Here is a 22770-nt window from a genome sequence, read left to right on the forward strand (position 1 = left end):
CCGAGCAAAAAGGTCCTGCCCGTCGAAAGGCAGGACCTTTTTCTCTGTCTAACCGCCCTCGCTCCCGGTGCCCGACCCCCGTACACCCGGCTTCGCGGTCGATTCCCTCACGATTAATTTCGGCGTGAAGAACAGCTTTTGCGTCTCCTGCTCCGGATTCTCCATGACGGAGATGAGCAGCTTGGCCGCTTCTTGACCGAGCACGTTCTCTTCCTGGCTGACATACGTCGGCCTGACGCTGTAGAATTCCGAAAGCTCGAAATCGTCGAAGAAAATGAGGGACAGCTCCTCCGGCACGCGAATGCCCATCTCCGAAGCCGCTCTTATCACTTGCAGTCCAAGTCCCGGATTAATGGCGAAGATCGCCGTCATCTCGGGATTCCGCTCTAGAAAATCCCTGATTTTCGCCTTGATCGGCTTGGGTTCGCCCAGCTCGATACCGGCATACCGGTAGCGGCGGTCGATCGGGATCTGATGCTCGGCCAGCGATTTTTCATAGCCGGCCAGACGGTCCTCGATGCTGCTGGTGTCGGTAATTGTCGTCGACAGAAAGCCGATATTGCGGTGTCCGAGAGAGATCAAGTAGTCGACGGCTTCCTGGGCGCCTCTTAAATTGTTCGGACATACGCAGTTCGTGTCGATTCCGCGCAAATAACGATCCATGACGACAAGCGGGAAGGCATCGAGCGTAAGCTGCAAAATTTCCCGATTATACGATTCGCCGTCGACGGGATAAACGATCATGCCTGCGACCTTGCGCGCGATCATCTCCCGGATGACGCGTTCTTCCTTGGCGATGGAGTTCTCCGTGTTGCAGAAGAGCAGCGAGTAGCCCGCTTCCGAGAGGATGCGCTCGACGCCATTAAGCAGCAAGGCATTATGCTGGTTGTTAATGAAGGGGAGCAGCAGCGCAACGGTTTGCGTTTGCAGCGGCCGGGGCGCGTCGCCCGTGGAGAGCGCCGTATCGGGCTCGGCTACGTAACTGCCTTTCCCTTGGACGCGGTATACGATGCCTTGCTCAACCAGATCGGACATCGCCTTCTTCACGGTAATCCGGCTGACGGAGAATTGCTTGGTCAACTCGTACTCCGAGGGAAGCTTATCGTGGGGCTTCCAATGCGCGAGCTCGATCTCCGAAATCAGATAATGTTTGATTTGCTCATAAAGAGAGAGATGTTGAATGTTTTTGGCCATATCTGCAACCTCATGTCTTCTTAAGACTTGTTATATATCATCTTATAGGCCGCTCGAAAAGTTGTAAAGATGAACATAGGACTATAGGTTCAATTGCCGCAGATCGCTCAAAAATGGAGAATTCACCCCAAAATTGCGCAAAAAACATCGATTTTCTTACAAAAACCATACATAACAGGTGTTGGCCGCCATTTACAACTGTTTACCAGTGATGCTAACATTCATGCCAAGAACATATAGAGTTCATGCCTTGACATTACAGGTATATACCAACGTAGACAAGAATAAAATACCACATCCTCTCCGCGATAATAGGTTCCTTCTCACCAGCAGCTTCACGGCCCATAGCGTCCGCACCTGCAGCTTCCTGCCGGCAGCTTCGCGGCCCGCAGCGTTCGCGCCTGCAGCAACCGCACCTAGAGCATTCATCCGCTATATGCACGCACTCACGACGATCGACCCGAACCTCCACCCTAGATGAGCTTGTTCTCTTTTCACAGAAATGTAAGCGCATACCTAATGGCGTTGAAACATTCCGCATCCGGAATTTTTCATAAATAGAACCGAATTGGAATAGGGGGGCTATCGTTCTTTTTTGCTGAAATGCTAGCTGGCTATGACTAGGAAGTGGGTTGAACTCAACGAGGAGGATGAATATGGAGCGAATGAAACCGGACAAGAAACAAGCAAGGGTCGCCGGATTGTTGTCTCTCGCAGTGATTATGCTGCTCAGTCTTATCATCGGTTGCAGTAATAACAACAACTCGGGCTCATCGGCGGAAGGCGGCGCAAACGGGGGAACGACGGGCGAGAAAGCGAATGACGGCAAGAGCGATTCGGGTCCTTTTAAATTCAGCTATACACGGCCGACCTGGGGGCCAGCCACGTACACCAAGGGCGGCGCCTACGAGAAAGAATTGTTCAAAGAGGCGAATGTCGACATCGACGTGCGCATTATCCCGGTCGTCGACTATGATGCCACCATCAAGACGACGGCGGCAGGCGGCAACATGCCGGACGTCATCTGGGGCGGAGGCCCGGTAGATCCGTTCTGGAAGGATCTGCAGGATCAAGGCGCATTTCTGAAAATCAATGATTACCTGGATCAATATCCGGCCGTGAAGAATGCGGTACCCGCCGGAATCTGGGAGAAGATGGCCGACGCTAAAGGGGATATCTACTTCATTCCCAATTTGATTTATCCGGTCGTCCCCTTCTTCATCAATTACCGTGCCGACATCTTCGATGAGCTCGGCATAGCAGAGCCGACTTCCGTCGCGGAGCTGGAAGCCGCGCTGGAGAAAATCAAAGCCAGCGGCAAAGACATCGTGCCGATGACGCACGGCAACACGGTTCCTTTCTGGGCGGCGAAGGATCTGGGCACCTCGTTCGGCGCCGTCTCCGGCTGGGCGCCTTCCAAGGACGATCCGAACAAGATCGTTCCGGCGGAAATGCAGGACGAGACGTTGAACTTTAAATTCTGGCTGCAGGACTTGAAGAAACGCGGATTGTTCGACGAAGAAGCGGGCGTCAATCCGGATCCTTCCTTCGGCGAGACGAAATTCAAGGCCGGCCGCGCAGCCGTCATTCTCGGCGGGAACCTGCAATCCCTCTACACCGACCTGAAGAAGAACGTGCCGAACGCGGAAATCAAGATCATGTCCCCGCTGAAGGGTCCGGATGGCCAGCAAGGCGGAACGCGCGTCGTATTCCCGCAGGACAGAGGATTCTACATCAACGCGAAGGCGAAGGATAAAGCAGCGCAATTCTTCAAGTTCCTGAACTGGTCGTTGACCGATGGCTCCGACTTCCGGAGATACGGCATCGAAGGCAAGACGTACACGGTGGATCCGGAAGGCAAGAAAGTGCCGATTCCGGACGAGAAGCGGGAGGACGCCTATAAGAACGCCCAGATCGAGCCGCTTAAATTCATCGATCCGATGAGCGAGAAGCTGGACTGGGATGCGCAGAAACTGAATTTCATCGGAACCGGGATCGGCGATCAGTTCGACTATTACAAGAGCATGTTCGAGAAATACGCCGCATCGCCTTTCAACGATTATAAAGATCCGACCGTGACCTCTCCGACCCAAGCGAAGATGGGGGCGCAGCTTTGGGAGGATTACATGGCGAAGGTAGACGGCAGCATTCTGACGGACATGAATTTGACCAAAGAGAAGTATAAGGCGGCGTACCAGAAATACTTGGATGCAGGCGGTCAGAAAATCATCGACGAGGTAAACGAGCTGCAGAAGAATAAATCCGAACCGAACTATGTCGACTAACAAGCCGGTTGCCGGGATCGGGCAGTCCAAGCGCCCTATTCCGGCGCTTTTCCGGCAGGTTTCGAGGAAAGGACTGATTGAATGGGCGCGAAATCCGTCTATGCTCCCCACGGGAATCCGGAGATGCCTCTGCCGAACAAAGGCAGGCAGCATAGAAACCGCAGGCTAGGCACGCAGATTTGGAAGTCGCGGTTTATCTATCTTCTGATTTTACCGACCATCGTATATTTTGCGATATTCACCTATGCGCCTTTCTACGGCATTACGATCGCCTTCAAGGACTTTAAAATCATTGCCGGCATCATGGACAGCCCCTGGGTCGGCTTCGAGCATTTCAAATCGATGTTTACGTCGGAGAAGTTTCCGGAGCTGCTGAGGAACACGGTCATCATCAGCCTCTATCGGCTGCTCTTCGGCTTCCCGGTACCGATTCTGTTCGCTTTGCTGCTGAACGAAGTGAGGCATGTCTTCTTCAAGCGGTTCATTCAGACGATCACGTACTTCCCCCATTTCCTGTCGTGGGTCGTATTCGCGGGCATTATCTACAACTTTATCGGCCCGAGCGGCATTATCAATCTGGTGCTGGTGAATACGGGCTTGGATAAATTCAATTTCACGACGAACCCGGACGTGTTCCGCACGCTCGTTGTCATAACGGCGATCATGAAGGAATTCGGCTGGGGCGCGATCATCTATTTAGCGGCCTTGTCCGGCATAGACGGACAGCTGTACGAGGCGGCCAAAATCGACGGAGCCGGGAAGCTGAGGCAAATTTGGCATATTACGCTGCCTGGCATCAGGCCGATTATCGCGCTGCTGTTCTGCTTGCAGCTCGCGGGCATATTGGATGCCGGCTTCGACCAAATTTTCATGTTCCTTAATCCGGCCGTCTATGACGTCGGGGATATCATCGATACGTATGTATACCGGCTGGGGATTCTGCAATCGCAATTCGAGCTTGCCACGGCCGTAGGGTTGTTCAAAGGCGTCATCGGGATGATCCTCATCATTACGGCGAATACGATCATACGCAGGATGGGGGAGAAATCGCTATGGTAGAACAACCTGCCCATGCCGCGCAATCTACCCATGCCGCGCAAGCCGCCAAACAGTCGAAGTCCATCAAGTCTAGAAGCTTGGATGCGAACCCTTGGTGGGCGCAGAGCATCATTTACCTCATCCTGATCGTGGCGGGCTTGATTACGCTGCTGCCGATGGTGAACGTATGGGCGATCTCCTTCAGCGAGGCGCACGAGATCTACAAGAATCCGATGATGATCTGGCCCAAGTCGTTCACGATCGAAGCGTACAAATACATTTTCAATACGGAAGTGCTGTTGAAGGCTTTCGGCATCACCGTATTCGTTACGGTCGTGGGCACGTTCCTCAATCTGGTGTTCACGGCAACGGGCGCTTACGGCTTATCGAAGACGCAAATTCCAGGTCATCGTTTCTTGCTGTGGCTGGTCATTATTCCGATGCTGTTCGGCGCGGGCCTGATCCCGATGTACATTTTGCTCAAGAATATCGGGCTCCTCGACAGCGTCTGGGTGTTGATCATCCCGCAGCTGGTCGCGCCGTTTAACCTGATCCTGATGCGCAACTTCTTCTGGAGCATTCCGGAGAGCTTAGAGGAATCGGCCCGGATCGATGGCGCTTCGGATATGCGCGTGCTGTGGAGCGTTATTCTCCCGTTGTCCAAACCCGTAATCGCCACGGTCGGGTTGTTCTATGCGGTCGGGCACTGGAATGATTTCTTCTCCGCATTGTACTTCATCAGCGACAACAGCAAGTGGCCGCTTCAGATGGTGCTGCGCTCGATCATCATCGATTTCAACATGCTCAACATGGGAACGCAGAACACGAGCACGTTGAACGATTCCAGCCACTTGGTCGTCCAGCCGGAGAATATTAAGGCCGCAACGATCATATTCGCTATCGTGCCGATTCTTCTGGTCTATCCGTTCCTGCAGAAATATTTTGTCAAAGGCATTATGCTGGGTTCCGTCAAAGGCTAATGAGCCACTATCACGCGAAAGCGAGGCGAACGAACGATGGCTGCAAACGCGGTGCAAACGACGAAAGAGGATATTCTGGCGCACTATAAGGAGAATGGCTTCGCCGTCATTCCGAATGCATTGTCGCAGGAGGAGCTCGATTACTTGAACGTTTTGGTCGAAGCTTCATTGAAAGAGAATCCCGAGCAATGGCATAAGCCGATCGAAGGCGCGGTCGGCACGGGCAGCTTTCTGGAGAAGCATCCGCTGGAGATGGATCGATTCATCCGCCATCCGAAGATTTTCCCGCTCATCCAGGAGGTACTGCTCGGCGAGGCGCGCTTCGCCCAATTCGATTTCCGGGACGTTTCCGCGGACCGGGCGAGCAGCAGCGAGATGAATTTCCACCGTGACATCAGCTATTACGGCACCATCGGCGGGAAGATTTTCGATCCCGAGAATCCTTATATCAGCACGTACGCATGCGTCATCTATTATTTGTCGGACGTCCACGAATGCTGCCCGGCCTTCTGTCTGGTGCCGAACAGCCATACGTATGGAACATTGGCCGAAGCGAAGGAGAAGCAGGGCGAAGCTTACGAGGAGATCCCGATCCGGGGCAAAGCCGGAACCGCGGTGCTGTACAATATCACGACGTATCACACGCGGAAGGGCGGCAGCGCGGCGTGCACGCACGGCCGGCGGACGATGCATAACTATCATTCCCGGGCGTCGAGCTATCCGCTGACGAACTGGGCGACGGTGCCCGAAGTGCTCGCGCTCAGCGACGATCACGACACCCGCTTGTTTTATTCGCAGTGGACGCCGAACCAAATCAAATTCGCGCGTGACACCTACACGAAACCGCTTCCTCCCTATTATCCCTACCATATGATCAAGTAGGGAAATAGGGCTGTCGGAGCGAATACTAGAGGCTGGAAGCGACAATCGGGAGGGTTACGGATCGATGACCAAGATCAAGCGAATCAGGCTTATTCGCACGCGGCATGACGCCAGCTGGACGATCGTCAAGGTGGAGACGGATCAGGATGGATTGTACGGAATCGGGTCGGCGAACGATTATTTCAATCCGAGCGCCGTCGCGGCCGTCATCGAGGAGCTGCTCGCGCCGACGCTGATCGGACGCGATGCCGGCGCGATCGAAGACATTTGGCAGTCCATGTACCAGAGCGGTTATTGGCGCAACGGCTCCGCGCTGATGACGGCGATCGGCGCGATCGACATGGCGCTCTGGGACATCAAGGGCAAGGAAGCCGGCATGCCGGTGCATCGGCTGCTCGGCGGACCGAGCCGCGCGGCCGTGCCCTGCTACGCGCATGCAAGCGGGAGGGATATCGGCGAGCTGATCGAGGATATCGCCCGCTATCAGGAAGAGGGCTATTCGGTCGTTCGCTGCCAGCTGGGCCAGTATGGGGGCGGCGGGTTCCTTCCTGCCGACGAGGCGAAGAGGCCTTCCAATGCCTGGCCTGCGAAGGTCGTCTTCGACGAAGAAGCGTACCTGGAAGCGATTCCGGACATGTTCGAGCAGCTGCGCGCGCGCTTCGGCTCGGCTGCCAAATTCACGCATGACGTGCATGAGCATCTGTCTCCGCAGGGGGCGGTCATCCTGTCGAAGCGGCTGGAGCCGTACCGTTTATTCTTCCTCGAAGACGTGCTCCCGCCGGAGCAGATTGCCTGGTTCCGCTCGATTCGGCAGCAGAGCACCACGCCGCAAGCGATGGGAGAGCTGTTCACGAGTCCGCATGAATGGATGCCGCTTATTCAAGAGCGGTTGATCGATTACATCCGCGTCCGCGTGTCCAAGGGAGGCGGCATCTCGGCCTGCCGCAAAATCGCCGCTTTCGCCGAGGCCTACGGCGTCCGCACGGCATGGCAGGAAGGCGGGGACAACGATCCCGTCAACCAAGCCGCGGCCATGCATCTGGATATGGCCATCTGGAACTTCGGCATCCAGGAGGAGAATACGTTCCGTGCCGAGGAGCTCGAAGCATTCCCGGGGCATGCGGTGCTGAAGGACGGACATCTCTATGCGAATGAGCGCCCGGGGCTCGGCATCGACATCGACGAGGAGAAGGCAGCGAAGCTCGTAAGCCCGGAGACGAAGACGCGAATCTATCACCAGCCGTATCCGATCGACCGGAAGGCGGACGGAACGATCGTACGTCCATAAGTCACGGACACATTTTACCCGTGGTGATATCGATCAAGAAAGCCGCTGTTCAAGCGGCTTTTTGTCATGCGGCGCAACCAAAACGATCCGATAACGTTAAATAGTTGATGGTGTAAAAATTTGGATGGAGGAAGTCGTGCATGACTAACCGCTTTAGATGGTTCGTGTTTGTACTTCTAATCGCGTCATTGGCAGCATGGGGAATCATCTATACCTATCCTCATCGCTATCATTTGAAGATTCAAGGTATCGCCTACCAGCTAGGTGAGGGCAACCGCGATTATGTGCCAACTATCCTATTGATAAACGGTACCGTGAGAAAGAACTTAAAGGGAGTTAGAACGTTTATCGGAACCATCGATATTCAAGGTGAAGCGATACCTGTCCCCAAAGCGCATAGGCAATTACATATCAAGCTGAGCAAACACGGTGAAGCCGTACTCTTATATGCCTATAACGACAAGGGTCAGCCCAAAATGTTCACGTACGGCACTCTTATTGTGAACGATGATTTCAGCAAGTTCACGATCTTGAAGCTCGCAAGTAATGCTCGAACGGGACAGTCTGGTTTCGATGGCCGTGACGGGCATGTCATATCGGCGCCCGCGCTCCAAAGGGAGGACGCATTGGAAATTACGAATGAACTGATGCGGTACTCCTTGCAGGGGAATGTACTTCAATAAGGGATCCTTAGTCGGACAGCGAGCAGCCGATTATTCAGGATGTGGATCGATGGAGGAACGAATGAAGAAATATGCTCATCTCGCAATTATACTCGTCCTTGTCGCTGTAAGCCTGATCGCAGTTCAGAATAAGGGGAAATCGATTTCCAGCGAAGAAGCCGAACGATTCGCCCTCTCGCAGGCTGCCAAGGACGGCTATCAAGAAGCGAAGATTTGGAATCGATTCAATCGGGTAACGTCGGCTGGCGATGCGTATTCGCCAACCCGCGAGAAGTTCGTTAAGGTTTGGCAGGTCGCTCTGGATGCTGCCGGACATCCGGCGATCTTGAATACGCCGGCCGTGATTTATAATGTCGATCGTAAAGACGGGTCTATTGTTTCCAGCGTCAAGGGCTTATTGCAGGCGGGCATGGATTTGAGGATTAGCGATCTTGAACTTAACGATCCAGGCCATCCGGAACGCGGCTTGAAAGTAACGATCAGAAACGAAGGGAAGAAGTCCTACGTGATTGAATGGATACAGCCTTGCATAACGGCTTCGGACCAACCTATTCCTCAAGACGAGGTGCCGATCATTACGGTCAATAAACCAATTCCGATAAACGGAGAAGTGGTTATCACGGATACGATTACGTTTAAGGGAGACCAGCCCTCGTCACGTTTGCAAGATACGCAAGGTTACTTTATGAAAGCGCAGGAAGAGGAGCAGCCAGCCCTTATCCTCGTGAAACCCGATCGGTAATGCATATGACGGGACATGGACAACTGAACGTTTACAAGTTCGAATACTTGCCCACATATTACATCGCAAGATGAATACAATCAGGAAGAGAGAGCGGTTTTCGCGTTATAGCAAAAAAAGGAGTTGCGTTCTGATCCGAATACCTTTATAACTTTAATTATAATAATTATTATTTAGAATTTATTATAAATCATAGGAGTGATACACTTGGACATGGCTTCCTCTGGCGGAAAATGCCCGTTCCCGCACGGCAGCACGACGACTCCCAGCTCCAGCGGCACGACGAATAGAAATTGGTGGCCGAATCAGCTGAACTTGAACATTCTGCATCAGCACGACAAGAAATCGAACCCGATGGGCGAGGCGTTTAATTATGCCGAAGCCTTCGCAGAGCTGGATTACCAAGCCCTGAAGCAGGATCTGCGCGATCTGATGACGAACAGCCAAGATTGGTGGCCGGCAGACTACGGACATTACGGTCCGTTCTTTATCCGGATGGCTTGGCATTCCGCGGGCACTTACCGCACGGGCGACGGCCGCGGCGGGGCCGGAACCGGGACGCAGCGTTTTGCTCCGCTGAACAGCTGGCCGGACAACGGCAACCTTGACAAAGCACGCCGATTGCTGTGGCCGATCAAGCAAAAATACGGCAACAAGATCTCTTGGGCCGACTTGTTTATATTAACGGGCAATGTCGCGATCGAATCCATGGGCGGCAAGACATTCGGCTTCGGCGGCGGCCGCGAGGACGTCTGGCATCCGGAAGAGGATATCTTCTGGGGAGTGGAGACGGAGTGGCTGGGCGATAAGCGCTACAAAGGCGATCGCGAGCTGGATAATCCGCTTGCCGCCGTTCAGATGGGGCTGATCTACGTGAATCCGGAAGGCCCGAACGGTAAACCGGATCCGCTTGCAAGCGCCCGCGACATCCGCGAAACCTTCAAACGGATGGGAATGGACGATGAAGAAACCGTAGCGCTCGTGGCCGGCGGACATACGTTCGGCAAGGCGCACGGTGCGGGAGATGCGGCGCTTGTAGGCAAAGAACCAGAGGGTGCTCCCGTCGAAGCGCTCGGCCTAGGCTGGTTAAGCACGCATGGATCGGGCAAAGGCCGCGACACCATCACGAGCGGTATCGAAGGCGCTTGGACGGCGAACCCGACGCAGTGGGATAATGGTTATTTCGATCTCATGTTCGCCTATGAGTGGGAGCTTACGAAGAGCCCGGCAGGGGCGAATCAGTGGGCGCCCGTAAATCCCGCCGAGGAACATCTTGCGCCGGACGCGGAAGATGCCTCCGTTCGTATTCCGACGATAATGACCACGGCGGATATGGCGTTGCGCGCGGATCCGGCTTACGAGAAGATTTCTCGCCGCTTCCATGCGAATCCGGAAGAATTCGCCGACGTATTCGCGCGCGCGTGGTTCAAACTGACGCACCGCGACATGGGTCCGCGCGCAAGATATCTGGGTCCGGAGGTGCCGGCCGAAGTATTGATCTGGCAAGATCCGATCGATGCCGGGGAGAACGAATTAACGGATGCCGATGTAGCGGCGTTGAAAATCAAGCTGCTTGACGCCGGTCTCACGGTCGGCGAACTGGTAACGACGGCTTGGGCGTCGGCGAGCACGTTCCGCGGCTCCGATATGCGCGGCGGCGCGAACGGTTCCCGCATCCGCCTTGCTCCTCAGAAGGATTGGGAAGCGAACCAGCCTGCGCAGCTGGCCAAAGTACTTACGGTTCTCGAAGGCATTCAAGCGGGGCTGGATAAGAAAGTGAGCTTGGCGGACTTGATCGTGCTCGGCGGCAGCGCTGCGGTAGAGAAGGCTGCAAGAGATGCAGGCTTTGAAGTGAGCGTGCCTTTTGCCCCTGGACGCGGCGATGCTTCGCAAGAACAAACCGATGTCGAAAGCTTCGCCGTGCTGGAGCCGGTCGCCGATGGTTTCCGCAACTACCAGAAGAAGCAGTACAGCGTAAGCCCGGCCGAGCTTCTGGTCGATAAGGCGCAGCTGCTGAACCTGAGTGCGCCGGAAATGACGGCGCTCGTCGGAGGCATGCGCGTGCTGGGCACGAACTTCGAAGGCACCGATCATGGCGTATTCACCGATCGGGTAGGCACGCTCTCGAACGACTTCTTCGTGAACCTGCTGGATATGGGCATTGCATGGAAGCCCGCAGCCGGAGGCGTATACGAAGGTACGGACCGCGGTACGGGCAAAGTCGTGCGCACGGCGACGATCGTAGACCTCGTGTTCGGTTCGAATTCCGTTCTGCGTGCCATTGCGGAAGTGTATGCGCAGGACGATAATCAAGAAAAGTTCGTCCGCGACTTTGCGGCCGCTTGGGTCAAAGTCATGAACGCAGATCGTTTTGACCTGAAATAATAGCGGCACATAGCGGCCCCGGCCGCCAAAACAGGCATGGTCAATGGGCTCCCCGAATAGCAGACAGGCGAAGTGAAGTAGCCTGCTGCCAGGAGGGGAGCTTTTTGATGTCGGAAGCGCAATGCCGCGGAGGGTGACGCAGCCTCATCAACTGTAAATAATCAAACAAAATCTTAAATATACGGCATCGCTTTTCGCTTCGATCAATCGGTAAGATGGTCATGTAACGAGAATCGTATGGAATCCTTGATTCATGAGGGGGGACAAGGCGTGCCCAGGAAAGTAGTCTTTATCGCGGATGCCGACAGCTGGTCCGGCGAGGGCCTTCTCGCTCGATTCAGCCAGGGCGGCACGGATCTGATTCTGAACAGCAGCAGGGACGACAAGGAATGGGAAGAAGCGCTCGCTGCCTGCAGAGCCGCAGGCACGGAGGCGCTCATTACGCATGTCGATCTATGCAGCGGCAGCGGTATATCCGCCATGCTGGATCAGGCCGAGAAGCGGATCGGCCCGGTCGATGTCATGATTCACAATTGCAGCGCCATGAGTCCCGCCAGCGTCGAAGACTGCGAGGAAACGGAGTTTCTCCACATCATGCAGAGGAACGCCAAATCCGCTTTTTTCTGTACGCAGGCGTTCGGCAGACGGATGGCGGACAGAGGCGGCGGCAGCATTATCTTCGTCAGCTCCATTCACGGCGAGAAGCCGAACGGCTCGTCCTTCGCGTACAGCGCCTCGCAAGGCGCGGTGAAGATGCTGGCCCATGAAGCGGCGTTGTTTCTGGGGCGGTTCGGCATTCGCGTCAATGTGATCGAGATGGGCCCCGTCGAAGGCACGGACGCTTCTTTTCCAAGTGAGCTTTCGGGACTCTACGACAACTATCGTTACAAGGTGCCCAGCACGAAGCTCGGAACGGCCGGCGATTTGGCCGAGCTTGCCTTCTTCCTAGCCGGGGAGGAAGCCAGTTATGTGAACGGAGCGGATATTCGACTAGACGGCGGCTTCAGTCTGCATTATATGGATCGTCGCATGAACAAGCCTGCCGGGGAGAGGAACGATAGCCATGAGCCAAAGCTTGAGCGGTAAGTCCGCACTCGTCACCGGCGCGGGGACGGGCATCGGCAAAGGCGTCGCCGTCGAGCTTGCAAGACGCGGCGCGCATGTCGCGATTCACTACAACTCCAGCGATGCCGGAGCCAAAGACACGCAGCGCCTAATCGAGGAGCTGGGCGGCAAGTGCATGATCATACAGGCAGACGTCGCCGATCGGGGGCAGATCGTCCGAATGGCCGATACGGCTGCCGCCGAGCTGGGCGGCATCGACATTCTGGTCAACAACGCGGCGCTGCAGCTTAACCTCCAGTTGTTCGATTATACGGAGGAGCAATACGACCGCGTCATGAACGTTAATCTTAAAGGGTATTGGCAGTGCATCCAAGCGGTCCTCCCTCATATGAAGCAACGAAATTTCGGCCGCATTATCAATATCTCCTCCGTCCACGGCAAACGACCGACCGACTTCGACCCGGTCTACAGCATGTCGAAGGGCGGCATCAAAATGCTCGGCAGAGAAAGCGCCATCGAGCTTGCGCGTTACGGCATCACGGTCAATACGATCGCGCCCGGCGCCGTCGACGTCGGCAAGTTCAGCAACAAGGCGAACCGATTGAAATTTCCGCTGGGGCGCATCGGACTGCCGGCGGACGTCGCTTCGCTGGTTTGCTATATCGCCTCGGACGAAACGTCGTTCATGACGGGTACCACCATCCGTTTGGACGGGGCCAGCATGTTATTGTAATCGCATGGAAAAGGAGCTGGAACGATGGACAAAACGATATTAGGCCGCACCGGATTGCCGGTCACGAAATTGAGCTACGGCGCCATGGAAATTCGCGGCCCGCGCGTATGGAGCGGACGGCCGCTCGAGGACGCCGATGCGGAGCGCATTCTGCATGCCGTGCTTGACGCAGGCATCAACCTGATCGACACCTCGTACGATTACGGCCGCAGCGAGGAATTGATCGGCCGCTTCGTGAGCCGCCGCCGGAACGAGTTCATCCTAGCGACGAAATGCGGCTGCTGCGTCACCGACCGCGGCGATCATGACGAGACGTCCCATATATGGACGCGCGATAATTTGCTTCATAATATCGATACGAGCTTACAACGTTTGCGAACCGACTATGTCGACGTTCTGCAGCTGCACGGACCGACGCCTCAGCAAGCCGAGGAAGGCGAGCTCGTGGACGTGCTGAAGGAAATTCAAGCCAGCGGCAAGGCCCGTTTCATCGGCGTATCCTCTTACGTTCCGAACCTTCCTCCCTTCGTGGACTGGGGGACATTCGATACGTTCCAGCTGCCCTACTCCGCTCTGGAGCGCGAGCACGAGAATTGGGTGACGAAGGCGGCGGATACCGGAGCGGGCATTATCATTCGGGGCGGCGTCGGACAGGGCGAGCCGGGCATCGGGCGCGGCTCGGAAGATCGCTGGCGCGCATGGGAGGAAGCGAAGCTGGACGAATTGTTGGAGCATGGCGAGCAGCGTACCGGATTTCTGCTGCGCTTCACCTTGTCCCATCCTTCCATGACGACGACGATCGTCGGTACCAAAAATCCCGTCCATCTGATGGAAAATCTCCGTTACGCCGAGCGGGGTCCGCTCTCGAAGGACGTATACGAGGAAGCGAAGAAGCGCCTGGACGCCATTGGGAGCAAGCCGGCAGCAATTGAATAGATAACGAGACGATGCGCTTGCTGCATCGTCTTTTTATTTTCCAACTGCAACCAGTTACGGGGGATTTCGTCTATAAGAAGCGAGGGGGGATCTGAACATGGCAAGAATGATGCTTGCCGTCGTGGCAGCCGTGCTGCTCCTATGCGGCTGCTCGACTAACCAAACCGATCCGAAGAGGACAGACGTTGCCATTGATTGGGTGGATTTCGTCAAGCTGGACGGGCATTCTTACACCGAATCATGGGAATACGTCATCAAGGACCCGGGCCGGGTTACGAATGCAGTAGTGGGTGAAGTGAAATTCAAGGTCGCGGACGTCGTTACGAATTCGAGTTATCATGCGAAGGACGGGGATGCGGCATTTTTGGAAATCGGAACGAAGCTGTATCGCGTGGAAGGTTTCTCGACGAGCGAAGTCCTTGCGGTGAAGAACGCAGCCTCCATTGGCGGCTATCGGTTGTATGTGGAAGAGAACTATGCTCAAACGGCCTTGAAGCATTACAAAGATATCGCCAAGGACAAGGTGGAGCGGATTGAACTGTTCCATCAACAGGATATTAGGCCGTATAAGACGTTAACAGGCGTTAAGTTGAAGCGATTCATTCAACTGCTGGACAGCGGTGAAGACAAACAAAATTACAACCCTCAATTCGGCGATCGCGACTCGGAGGATTATGAAATGGTTTTCTACACGGACGATCCGATCGCGTATGCGTTTATCCTTTATGACGACGGCGCCCATGTTTACTTCACGCCTTGGAATTACAGAATCGTCGACCAAGAAATTCGAGCCTTGATTCAGCCCGTATCCGGCTAACGAATCACAGAACTTACGGCGAGTATGGAAAGGTGCGAATGGCGAGCCAAACGACGAAGAGTGCCGCAATAAAGAGCACTGCCGCAAGTATGACGATAATCGCCAGTAGTTTCTTCAAACCGCTCACCCCTTCATAAGATGAAATTAACCCGTGAGCCGGAAAATAAAGCGCAAAGTGACCGTGCATGCAGCAGGGGGGTGATAACGCAACTTTAGTTCTCTTCGCAGCGTCAGGAAAGGAAAGAAATTCATATGTGGTCACTTTAGAGCTGCTAGGGCTCGAATAGGCAGGTGTTCATGTTGCGGGTTGTCAGGTACTTCATTCAATGGATGTCTATGATTCTCTTATTTTTCGCCGCGGCGCTGAGCTTGGAACTACTGGAGGGCTCGAAGATAACGACATCCGAATATTACGGCCTTCGAAATATCGGCTTGGTTTTCGTTTTCCTGATCGTCCTCGAAGCAGTGCTTTGCGCTAGTATTATGGTACCGATATCGATTCTAATCAGCAAGTTCGTGAAGGCTGCCTTCGGCCGGGTGCTGCTCTATTTCATCTTCGGCCTCATTGGCGGGAGTTACATGTTCAATCACTTGTATAATGAAAGTTATGTTCGGGAATTTGATCTGAATATCAGCACCGCGATCCTCCTATTCGGAGCCGTCGGCATCCTCTATGCCCTGATCGATCAGTATCTTCAACAGCATGCAGAACGCTGGGCAAATGGATAACTTCAAGAACCTTACGTAAAGGGGCTGCGAAATGGATCCGGATAAAGAAGTAGCAGAACTGAAGGAACGACTAGCGATGGTGGAGAGTAAGCTCCAGCAGAAATCGCGGTTTTCGAAAGGGTTAAAGTTTGCGGTAGGGTTTATTGTTGTCGTGATGCTCCTGTTGGTTACGATTGGCATTATACAATTTATAACGTCGTCTTCAACCTAAGGAATAACTTTGTCATGCAAGGTCAAACGTGGGCCATTGATTGCAGCATTCATAAGTACATATCCATTATGTCAACAGGCGAGAATCGTTCAGTTCACATAAATTGGACATCGCCCGCCCCATGAGTCAAAACAAACAGCTCCCGACGGAACGTCAACGTTCCTGTCCGGGAGCTGTTTGTTTGATGCGAAGAAAACAATATTAGAAGAAACGAACCAACTGCTCCGACACCGCTTCGTTCGTGCCCGTCACGCGGGTCTGGAACTGCGGCTTGTCGGACAGCGCTTGGATTTGAGCCGGCGCCGTTTGCTTAATATCGAGGATCCGGATGGCCTCGTCGAATTTGGCCGGATGCGCCGTCGACAGGGCTACGGTGACTTCGTCTTCCGCCGTGAAGCGATGAGCCGCCGCCACGCCGCAAGCCGTGTGCGGATCGAGCAGGTAGCCGTATTCCTTGTAGCAGCTGCTGATTTCGCTCAGGCACTCGTCGTTCTGCACGCCGTACGCCGCGAAGTCGGCCTGCACTTGCCGCAGCGCCTCGCCGGCGATGACGATGCGCCCGTCGCGCTTGAAGTCGTCCATCAGGCCGGAGACAATGCCTGCGTCCTCGCCGTTCAAGTAGTACAAGTAGCGCTCGAAGTTACTCGCCACTTGGATGTCCATGGACGGGCTGTGCGTACCGCGGAACTCGCCCGGCTGGTAGACGCCTTCCGTGACGAAGCGCTCCAGAATGTTGTTCTCGTTGGTCGCCAGGATGAGCTTGTTGATCGGCAAGCCCATGCGTTTGGCCATGTAGCCTGCGAAGATGTCGCCGAAGTTGCCAGTCGGCACGCTGAAGTTGACCTTCTCGCCTTGGCCCTGCTTGGCCAGCTGGAAGTAAGCGTAGAAGTAATAAACCGTCTGCGCGAGAATCCGCGCGATGTTGATGGAATTGATCGCGCGCAGGTGGTACTGCTGCTTGAAATTGACGTCGGCGAACAGTTCCTTGATGATGCGCTGGCAGTCGTCGAAGTTGCCGTCGACGGACAGGTTCAGCACGTTGGCATCGTCGACCGTCGTCATTTGCAGCTCTTGGACTTTGCTGACTTTGCCATGCGGATGCAGGATGCAGATGCGAATGCCTTCCTTGCCGCGCACCCCTTCGATCGCGGACGCGCCGGTATCGCCGGAAGTGGCGCCAAGGATGTGGATGGTGGAATTATGCTTCTTGGAAATATAGGCGTACAGATTGCCAAGGAATTGGAGAGCGATGTCCTTGAACGCGAACGTCGGGCCGTGGAACAGCTCCAGGATATGCAGGCCGTTATTCACGCGGCGTACCGGCGTGACTTCGTCGTCGCGGAACGTGCCGTAGCTTTCGTCGACGAGCTGCTTCAATTCTTCGCGGGGGATTTCACCGTCGACATAGAGCGAGAACAGTTCCAGCGCAAGCTCCGGATAAGAGAGCTGCTGCCAGGCGTTTAGCGTAGCTTCGGATAATTGCGGGATTTGCTTCGGAACGAGCAGTCCGCCGTCGTCGGCCAGTCCCATTAAGACGCCGTCGATAAAACCGACAGGTGCGATTTTGCCTCGTGTGCTGATGTAATCCATAACGATCCCCTTCAACAAATTTTCAACTATTGTATCAAAAATCGCGCTTAATTCCCAATATAATTTCAATATCGCGGGATTTGACACGAATCCGGGCACGGAGGATACTAAGCATAGCAATAGCTGGGAAATTATCATTCGTGAGCTGCAAGCAAAGGAGAGAACAATCATGGACTATCGTCGTCTTGGCAGGAGCGGGCTCGCCGTATCGGCGCTCGGGCTCGGCACGAACGCATTCGGCAAGCGCTGCGATCGCGCGGCATCGACCGCGATCATTGACTGCGCCCTGGACAGGGGAATCAATTTCATCGATACGGCCAATATATACGCGGGAACGGAATCCGAAACCATCATCGGGCATGCGCTGAGCGGCAAGCGCGACAGAGCCGTGCTCGCCACGAAAGCGGGACTTCCGCGCAGGGAAGGACCGAACGGAAGCGGCTCGTCCCGGCATCATCTGCAGCGGGAGCTGGAGGAGAGCCTGAAACGGCTTCAGACCGACTATGTGGACGTGTACCAAATCCATACGTTCGATCCCTATACCCCGCTCGAGGAAACGCTCCGCGCGCTCGACGACTTTGTCAGCGCGGGGAAAGTGCGCTACATCGGCGCATCGAATTACGCGGCCTGGGAGCTGACCAAGGCGCTCGGCATCAGCGAGCTGCGAGGGTTCGACCGGTACGTCTCCGTACAGACGAGCTACTCGCTTGCCGATCGCACGCCGGAGCGCGAGCTGGTGCCGGCTTGCCTGGATCAGGGAGTCGGGATCATCCCGTACTTCCCTCTTGCAGGCGGTATTCTGAGCGGCAAATACGCGTCCGATCCGTCGGGCACCGCGCCGTCCGGGTCCAGGGCGGAGACCGACAAAGGCTTCAACCGATTCATGAACGAGCGTGAATTAGCGCTGGGCCATGCGGTCAAACGGATCGCGGAAGCGCACGGTTATCGGCCGGGCGCGTTGTCGCTGGCATGGCTGATGGCCCGTCCGGCCGTATCGACGGTCATTGCCGGCGCCACGAGGGCCGAGCAGCTGGAGGACAACCTGAGCAGCCTCTCGATCGCGATGACCGCGGAGCTCGAAGCGGAATTGGAAGCCGCAAGCGCACCGTTCCGTCACGGCGAGCCGTTCGCGAATTACCGGCTTCCTTAAGCGGGGACGATGAACGAGAAGCAATAGGAACGACATGTAATGATGAAGCTGCTTCGTGCGGGGGCGAATCCCCAGTTACGACGCGGCTTCTTTCACTTGTAAGGGTGATTGCGGATAGCGGCAGCGGGAAATCGCTCATCCGGCTGCGCGTTTACTGACAGCAGATTATGGAAAAATTAAGAGGGAATACCGACAAGGAGACTTCTTAATGGACGCCAACGCTGACCCGCAACCAATTTCTCCCACGCTGGCTGTCAATTATGCGGCTATGAGAAGCATCTATTCGAATTGCAACGATGTCATCTTCCGTGAATTGAAATTCGGGGGATCGACTGAATCGTTAATCGTGTTCCTCGACGGCATGGTCAATGTGGACGTGCTCGATCAGCATATTATTCGCGCCTTGCAGCGCGAGTCGCCCCCGCTTCATGATGAGAACGCCATGGATGTGCTCGGGGCAGCGCTGTCCATATCCAACCTGCAGACGGTCAAAACAGTCCAGGATGCCGTCTCGCATATCGGGAACGGCTGCATCCTTCTCTTCGTGTCGGGCTTGACGCAATGCTTCGCCATGGGGTTGGCCAAGTGGGAGAAGCGTTCCATCGAGGAGCCGGGCGCCGAATCCGTCGTCCGCGGTCCGCGTGAAGGATTCACGGAGACGATAAGCGTCAATCGTTCCATGCTGCGCCGCAAAATCAAAACGCCTGCGCTCAAAATGCTTCCTTTCCGAATCGGGCGCCAAACGCAAACGGAAGTGAACATCGTCTATATCGAAGGCATTGCGGGCGAAGCGCTGGTCGCCGAGGCGCAGGAGCGGATCACGGGCATCGACATCGACGGCATTCTGGAAAGCGGCTACCTCGAAGGATTGATCGAGGACAATCCGTTCTCTCCCTTTCCGCAAATGCAGGCCACGGAGCGCCCGGACGTTATCTGTGCAGGCCTGTTGGAAGGCCGGATCGCGATCCTGGTCGACGGGACGCCGTTTGTATTAGTCGCGCCTACGACGCTGTTCTCCATGTTGCAGTCTCCGGAGGATTATTATCAACGGTTCTATATCGGGACGCTGATTCGCTGGCTTCGTTATCTGTTCTTCATCATGACGCTCGTCTTGCCTTCCTTGTACGTATCTATTCTCACGTATCACCAAGAGATGGTTCCGACCTCGCTTCTGCTCAGTATCGCGAAATCGAGAGAGGATATCCCTTTTCCCGCGCTTGTGGAGGCGCTGCTGATGGAGATTTCCTTCGAGGCGCTGCGCGAGGCAGGCGTCCGATTGCCCAAGCAGGTCGGCGCCGCGGTCAGCATCGTCGGGGCGCTCGTAATCGGGCAGGCTGCAACCTCGGCGGGACTCGTATCCGCGCCGATGGTCATGGTCGTCGCGATTACCGGGATCGCTTCCTTCATGATGCCGCAATACAGCAGCGCGATCGCGATCCGGATGCTGCGTTTCCCGATCATGATTCTAGCAGGCATGCTGGGTTTGCTCGGGTTGATGCTGGGCCTCATCATCGTCGTCGTCCACTTATGTTCGCTGCGTTCCTTCGGCGAGCCTTACATGCAGCCGCTCGCTCCGCTGAAGGGCGACGAATTGAAAGACGTGCTCGTCCGCTCGCCGATATGGATGATGCGCAGACGGCCGAATCAGAACGGGAAATCGCCGAATCCCAACCGGCAAGCACCCGGCTTAAAACCAGAACCGCCAAGAGGGAATGAGTCATCATGATCGAAAAAGGCCGCATTTCACCGCTGCAGCTTGCCATATTCCTGCATCCGGTCATCGCGGGGACAGTAGTGCTCACCGTTCCGTCCATCACGATGAATACGGCCGGACGCGACATGTGGGCCACGCCCGTCGTCTCTTCCTTGTTCGGAGCGCTGGTAATCGTCGTGATGTGCAAGCTTCACGAGCGATATCCGCGAGAAACTTTCGTCCAATACTGCGAATCGATTCTAGGCGCGTATGTCGGCCGGCTGATTGCGTTGTTCTATCTGGTTTCGTTTCTGTACACCAATGGACTCGTCCTCCGGCAGTACGGGGAATTCATAGCCGCGACGTTTCTGATGGAGACGCCGATGGTCTTCGTCCTCCTCAGCCTGATTGCCGTAAGTGCCTATGCGGTGCATCAAGGCTTGGAAGTATGGGCGAGAGCGTCTCAGCTGCTTACCCCGATCGCGCTGGTGTTCGTCCTGTTCATGCTGGTACTTATGATCCCGGACATGCAAGTGAAGGAGATGTTTCCGATCATGGAATACGGGCCGCTGCCGCTCTTGCGGTCGACGATCGTACCCTCCTCCTGGTTCTCGCAGTTTTTCTTTATCTCGTTTTTCTTGCCGTACTTGGCGAAGAAGAGCATTTCCGCCATGAAATGGACGTTCATCAGCCTCGCCACGATCATGGTTACGATTTTGATCGTTAATTTGGCGGTGCTGCTTATCTTCGGCAATACGAATAAAGGATTCAATTATCCGTTTCTCAATGCCGTACGGTACATTTCCTTGTCCGATTTCCTAGAGCATATCGAATCCCTGTTGATGGCGACCTGGCTTGTCGCGATTTTCATTAAGGTTACGATGGTCTATTACGTGACCGCGCTCGGGAGCGCGCAGCTCCTGCGCTTATCCGACTATCGCATGCTCATTGCCCCGATCGGCCTGCTGATGATTCTATTCAGCATTTGGTGCGCGCCGGATTTCCAGGAGCTGAAGCAGCTGATAGGCGGCAGCGTCCCGTTCTTCTATCAGCTTATTCTGATGGTCATTCCGCTGCTGATGCTCGGCGTCGCCTTGGCGAGGGGAGCGAGGTCATGAACCATCGGCGGCTATTCCGCGCCTGCCTTCTAGCGGCGGGCCTGGTCGGCACATCGCTGCTCGCGGGCTGCTGGGACCGGACGGAAGTCAACGATTTGGCGCTCATTACGGGAGCGGCGATCGACAGGTATGATGATAAGCAAATCCAGTTATCCGTGCAGATCTTCATCCCACGGGCCTCGAGCGGAGGCGGAGGAAGCGGCGGCATGGAGATGGGCGCCAAGGGCGGCGTCGGTTCATCCAATACGTTCGTCATTTCCGCCATCGGCGAGAACATTGCTGACGCACTGTCGCATTTGCAGGAGAAAATGCCGCGCAAACTGTTCTGGGGACACGCCGAAGTCATTATTTTCGGGGAAGCCGAGGCCAGGAAAGGCATTCGGGACGATGTGGACTATCTCATGCGGGCTCCCCAGCCGAGGGAACGGGCATATATCTACGTCAGTCAAGGCAAAGCAAAAAATTCGCTCGATATCCCTTCCGTACTGGAACGGGACTCGTCGGAAGCCCTCCGGGAGATCGCCAAAAGCAAGGCTTCGATGAGCGTGACGATGACCGAGCTTTCCAAAATGCTGACCGGAGATTCGGGTGCCGCCGCCCTGCCTTGGATTAAGAAAAATGCGCCGAATTCCAAAAAGAATCCCGACAAAGTGGTCAGTTACGCGAACGGAACGGCGATTTTCAGAGGAGATCGGATGATCGGCGTGGTAGACGAGACCACTACCCGGGGCATTCTATGGCTGCGCAACGAGATCAAATACGCCGTTGTAACGGTGAACCCGGAAGGCGCGAAAGGTAACGTATCCATGAAGCTGTTGAGGAGCAAGACCAAGCTGATTCCGCATATCAAGGACGGCAAATGGAGCATGACGGTTCGGATTCGCACGGAATCGGATGCGCTGCAGAATACGACGTCACAGAATTTGATGTCGGGTACGCTGGCTGCCAAGCGCGTTCAGAAAGCCATGAACGCGGATATGTTGGCTCGCGTATCGCTTGCGCTCTTGAAGGTGCAGCGGGAGTTGAAAGCGGACGTCTTCGATTTTGCCGGGGAATTCCACCGCGCTTATCCGAAAACATGGCACCGCGCCCAGAACCGGTGGGACGAGCTGTTTCCGGAGGTCGAGGTCACGGTGCTGCCGGATTCCCGGCTGCTTCGGCCGGGCTTGTCCGATGTGAAGGCGACGAAACAGAGCGGAGAGAACGAACGATGACCTGGACTGCGATCCCTAGCTTGCTGACAGTCAGTTT

General features: G+C 55.3%; 19 protein-coding genes. 17 read left to right on the forward strand and 2 right to left on the reverse strand.

What is annotated here, in order from left to right; translation table 11 throughout:
- Positions 1-48: 48 nt before the first annotated feature.
- The gene (locus GZH47_RS21930) at positions 49-1194 is read right to left on the reverse strand and encodes a GntR family transcriptional regulator (protein WP_162643157.1); all 1146 of its coding nucleotides are present in this window, start codon (positions 1192-1194) and stop codon (positions 49-51) included.
- 656 nt (positions 1195-1850) lie between these two features.
- Here GZH47_RS21930 and GZH47_RS21935 point away from each other — a divergent pair.
- The 13 genes from GZH47_RS21935 to GZH47_RS21995 all read left to right on the forward strand — a co-directional run bounded on the left by GZH47_RS21935 (position 1851) and on the right by GZH47_RS21995 (position 15757).
- Entirely contained in the window at positions 1851-3479 is a 1629-nt protein-coding gene (locus GZH47_RS21935; RefSeq protein WP_162643158.1) for a type 2 periplasmic-binding domain-containing protein, read from the forward strand.
- Positions 3480-3560: 81 nt separating this feature from the next.
- Positions 3561-4538 (forward strand): ABC transporter permease, encoded by a 978-nt coding sequence (locus GZH47_RS21940; protein ID WP_225446162.1) that lies wholly within the window; start codon positions 3561-3563, stop codon positions 4536-4538.
- Positions 4532-5497 carry a carbohydrate ABC transporter permease gene (locus GZH47_RS21945; RefSeq protein WP_162643159.1) on the forward strand — a complete coding sequence of 322 codons (966 nt, stop codon included), beginning with the start codon at positions 4532-4534 and terminating at the stop codon, positions 5495-5497. Before GZH47_RS21940 ends, GZH47_RS21945 begins: the two co-directional genes overlap by 7 nt.
- A 36-nt stretch (positions 5498-5533) precedes the next feature.
- On the forward strand, positions 5534-6379 hold the full coding sequence (locus tag GZH47_RS21950; RefSeq protein WP_162643160.1) for a phytanoyl-CoA dioxygenase family protein: 846 nt from the start codon (positions 5534-5536) through the stop codon (positions 6377-6379).
- Positions 6380-6443: 64 nt separating this feature from the next.
- Positions 6444-7667, forward strand: a complete 1224-nt coding sequence (locus tag GZH47_RS21955) for an enolase C-terminal domain-like protein (protein WP_162643161.1) — start codon at positions 6444-6446, stop codon at positions 7665-7667.
- Between the two features lie 140 nt (positions 7668-7807).
- Entirely contained in the window at positions 7808-8350 is a 543-nt protein-coding gene (locus GZH47_RS21960; protein WP_162643162.1) for a hypothetical protein, read from the forward strand.
- Positions 8351-8399: 49 nt separating this feature from the next.
- Entirely contained in the window at positions 8400-9092 is a 693-nt protein-coding gene (locus GZH47_RS21965; protein ID WP_162643164.1) for a hypothetical protein, read from the forward strand.
- A 213-nt stretch (positions 9093-9305) separates the two neighbouring features.
- Complete coding sequence (gene katG, locus GZH47_RS21970) at positions 9306-11477, forward strand: catalase/peroxidase HPI (protein ID WP_192043653.1); 2172 nt, start codon at positions 9306-9308, stop codon at positions 11475-11477.
- Positions 11478-11747: 270 nt separating this feature from the next.
- A complete protein-coding gene (locus GZH47_RS21975; protein WP_162643166.1) occupies positions 11748-12563 on the forward strand; it encodes an SDR family NAD(P)-dependent oxidoreductase in 816 nt (271 codons plus the stop codon).
- The gene (locus GZH47_RS21980; protein ID WP_162643167.1) at positions 12541-13275 is read left to right on the forward strand and encodes an SDR family NAD(P)-dependent oxidoreductase; all 735 of its coding nucleotides are present in this window, start codon (positions 12541-12543) and stop codon (positions 13273-13275) included. The genes GZH47_RS21975 and GZH47_RS21980 overlap by 23 nt, the downstream gene beginning before the upstream one ends.
- Positions 13276-13299: 24 nt before the next feature.
- On the forward strand, positions 13300-14211 hold the full coding sequence (locus GZH47_RS21985; RefSeq protein WP_162643168.1) for an aldo/keto reductase: 912 nt from the start codon (positions 13300-13302) through the stop codon (positions 14209-14211).
- 97 nt (positions 14212-14308) lie between these two features.
- A complete protein-coding gene (locus GZH47_RS21990) occupies positions 14309-15028 on the forward strand; it encodes a hypothetical protein (protein WP_162643169.1) in 720 nt (239 codons plus the stop codon).
- A 336-nt stretch (positions 15029-15364) separates the two neighbouring features.
- The gene (locus GZH47_RS21995; protein ID WP_225446163.1) at positions 15365-15757 is read left to right on the forward strand and encodes a hypothetical protein; all 393 of its coding nucleotides are present in this window, start codon (positions 15365-15367) and stop codon (positions 15755-15757) included.
- A 412-nt stretch (positions 15758-16169) separates the two neighbouring features.
- Here GZH47_RS21995 and thrC read toward each other — a convergent pair whose 3' ends face one another.
- Positions 16170-17558, reverse strand: coding sequence for a threonine synthase (thrC, locus tag GZH47_RS22000; RefSeq protein ID WP_162643171.1), 1389 nt, complete (start codon positions 17556-17558; stop codon positions 16170-16172).
- 169 nt (positions 17559-17727) lie between these two features.
- Between thrC and GZH47_RS22005 the strand changes: the two genes are divergently transcribed.
- From GZH47_RS22005 to GZH47_RS22020, 4 genes are all read left to right on the forward strand, one after another.
- Positions 17728-18708 (forward strand): aldo/keto reductase, encoded by a 981-nt coding sequence (locus tag GZH47_RS22005; RefSeq protein ID WP_162643172.1) that lies wholly within the window; start codon positions 17728-17730, stop codon positions 18706-18708.
- Between the two features lie 208 nt (positions 18709-18916).
- Positions 18917-20434, forward strand: coding sequence for a spore germination protein (locus GZH47_RS22010; protein ID WP_162643173.1), 1518 nt, complete (start codon positions 18917-18919; stop codon positions 20432-20434).
- Entirely contained in the window at positions 20431-21519 is a 1089-nt protein-coding gene (locus tag GZH47_RS22015) for a GerAB/ArcD/ProY family transporter (RefSeq protein WP_162643174.1), read from the forward strand. The genes GZH47_RS22010 and GZH47_RS22015 overlap by 4 nt, the downstream gene beginning before the upstream one ends.
- Positions 21516-22733 (forward strand): Ger(x)C family spore germination protein, encoded by a 1218-nt coding sequence (locus GZH47_RS22020; RefSeq protein WP_162643175.1) that lies wholly within the window; start codon positions 21516-21518, stop codon positions 22731-22733. Before GZH47_RS22015 ends, GZH47_RS22020 begins: the two co-directional genes overlap by 4 nt.
- Positions 22734-22770 lie beyond the last annotated feature (37 nt).

This window comes from Paenibacillus rhizovicinus (assembly GCF_010365285.1).
Taxonomy (GTDB): domain Bacteria; phylum Bacillota; class Bacilli; order Paenibacillales; family Paenibacillaceae; genus Paenibacillus_Z; species Paenibacillus_Z rhizovicinus.